The 2,488-nt window shown below is 39.6% G+C and carries 3 protein-coding genes; 1 reads left to right on the forward strand and 2 read right to left on the reverse strand.

Annotation, left to right across the window (positions count from 1 at the left end):
• Positions 1–12: 12 nt before the first annotated feature.
• Positions 13–477: a hypothetical protein gene (locus ACZFYI_RS19000; RefSeq protein WP_462525694.1), complete on the reverse strand. Its 465-nt coding sequence runs from the start codon at positions 475–477 to the stop codon at positions 13–15.
• A gap of 246 nt (positions 478–723) precedes the next feature.
• On the opposite strand from ACZFYI_RS19000, the gene ACZFYI_RS19005 reads away from it, so the two are divergent.
• Positions 724–1,356 carry a hypothetical protein gene (locus tag ACZFYI_RS19005; RefSeq protein WP_462525695.1) on the forward strand — a complete coding sequence of 211 codons (633 nt, stop codon included), beginning with the start codon at positions 724–726 and terminating at the stop codon, positions 1,354–1,356.
• Between the two features lie 24 nt (positions 1,357–1,380).
• Here ACZFYI_RS19005 and ACZFYI_RS19010 read toward each other — a convergent pair.
• The coding region (locus ACZFYI_RS19010) for a flavin monoamine oxidase family protein (protein WP_462525696.1) at positions 1,381–2,488 on the reverse strand (1,108 nt) is incomplete at its 5' end.

Consider the following 2,488-nt stretch of genomic DNA (forward strand, 5'->3'; position numbering starts at 1 on the left):
GTAATTTTAAAATCAGGCTGATAAGTCAACATCGAGTTGGCGACCTTCCTTGGCAGCTTCGGCGTCTAATTTTGTTCCATATGCAACCCCGATGGCCATACCTATAGGAAGTCCAATACCCAAAAATCCAAAATTATCCATTACAGTCCCGAATACCAAACCAAAGGGGATTCCAAAAACAGACATTCCCACGGCCATCCAAAGATTGCGGTAATGGTTTTTTACGACAAGTTTGGATTCCTTTTCAATAACCTTCAAAATATTGCTTTGTGATTTGGTCAAAGTTTTCCTGAAATCTTTGACAGATCCTTTGAAAGCATTGATGTCCCCAATTCCCTCATTGATAGTTGCTGTTTCATTTTCAGAAAGCGGCTTTTCCTTTAATTCATTTATAAGTTTGGTAAAGGAATGAAGCTTTTTATTCAGTTTTTCATTTGATTCAAACTCAGGTCTTGGATTCAGTGCTATCAATACCATGTGGTTTAAGGTTAAATTATCAAAAGTCTGAATATAAAAAACAATGCTTAAAACATCACCCCTCTTGACCTCCTATTTCGTACCTGTCCTATTTTTTGAAATTTATGACTTAAGCAAAGTTGGTCAAATGAGTTCTTTGTTCATTATCAAAATATTAGCTTACAAAAAAATCCTAAAACTTCTTTTCATTTAATTTGTTAAATAGCAGTGAACCTTGATTAAATTAAATTCCAAAACACACATATGATGCCTAAGCATGTTGTCACCGGACTCTTGATCATACTTTTTTTAGGGATTGTACCTGTATCCTGCATGGACCAATGTAACGGTCCCTGTGGCTGTAATCCTGTTTTTGAAACTGAAGATTTTTCTATCACCACCTTTTCCATCGAAACTCTTTTTAGGGCTGACAGGAATTTTGCTTTTGATCCCAACAGGTTTTATTTCCATCAGACCCTTTACAAGGCATTTTGGGTATCAGGATTGAAGCCGGTCAGCGAAATCAAAAAATCACAAAAGGGCTCTTTCTTTTTGAATACGGCTTTTGCCTGCAGTCCTCCCGAGTCATACTCCATAGAAACACTTAGAACCATCAGGATCATCAACAAAAAGGAAATAGCAGTCAATGCCAATGAAATATTGCAGGAAGGGGCTGTGATCAATGAAAAATTTGTCCTCACCCAGAATTTTCAGCAGGAATATAACCTCACTGACTTTATCAAAAACAGACACCGATTCCTCAAAAATGAGCGGCTTTATCTGAAATTTACCAGCGTTCCTGCCGGAAACATCGAAATTACTTTTGATTTGGAAATAGAATTGGACAATGGAGTTGTCTATAGATTTGACAATGAAACCATGAAAGTCAATGGAGGTTGAAAACCTGTCATTGCAATAGTTTTTTCATAAGACTTGACTAAACAATTTTTCTGTTGCCAGATTGGCAGCCCTCACCGCGCCGTCCATATATCCTCCATAGGTGTTGGCGGTTTCCGCTCCGGTCAATATGAGCTTTCCGCCCATAAAAGAACCGTTGAAAACCGGATGTCCGTTGTTCTGATGGGGTAACAAAAAACCATCTTGGGGAGACTTGATGTATTTATCATCCCAGATTTTATCTGTATAACTGATAAAATCTGCTGCCTCCTGTCCAAAGTACTTTTCTAGCTGTTGGATGACCCTTATCTTCCTTTCTTCAAAACTAAAATGTGCTGCACTGCCGTTCAAAAATCCTTTGAGCGCAAACTTTGATTCCTCAAAGTTACTGTGGTCATACATCTCAGTTGCCAAACCTGATTGGCTGAACACATTGCCTGAGAATCCTTTTTCCCTCCAAAAGGGAGCAGCATATTCTACAGCAAATTTGACAGAACCACTCATCCAAGTCTGCACATTTTGAAGGATATCAGTCGCTTCTCTAGGCAGTTCAGGACTGACTTTGATGCTGTTGACAAAAACTCTTGGGGGCATGGCCACTACCAAAAAATGGCAATGGTATTCATTTCCTTTTTGGTCGGTCAATTTGATCTGATCTTCTTCTTCCAAGATCTCCCTGATCTCCGTATTCAGGATAATATTTTCCTCCCTTACAAACCTAGCAAGACTATCAATGAGCGATGAAGTCCCTCCCTGAATCCTGTACGAGGAAGACTCAGATGCCGGGATATAATATTGATGCGGAGGTTCAAAAGACATGGTCTCAAACAAAGCGATGCCTTCCTCTTTTTGCTTGAAAAAGCCAATTTCGAGTTCCTGAAGCAATTTGAGAAGGTGCTGATGAACATCCCCAAACCATGTTGCACCCATTTCCATCGGAGTCCCCGCCGCACCGTAAACGGTTTGGATCCTTCCTCCTATCCTGTCCTGTGCCTCCAGAACTTTACAAAAAATCCCTCTTTTTCTAAGGTTATAAGCCACTGTAAGTCCGCTGAGTCCGGCTCCGATGATGATAATGTCTCGCATTTCTAAATGTTTCAATAAAGGTAAACCAATCAATAAAGAAGAAATAGAA

It is taken from the genome of Aquiflexum sp., assembly GCF_977115555.1.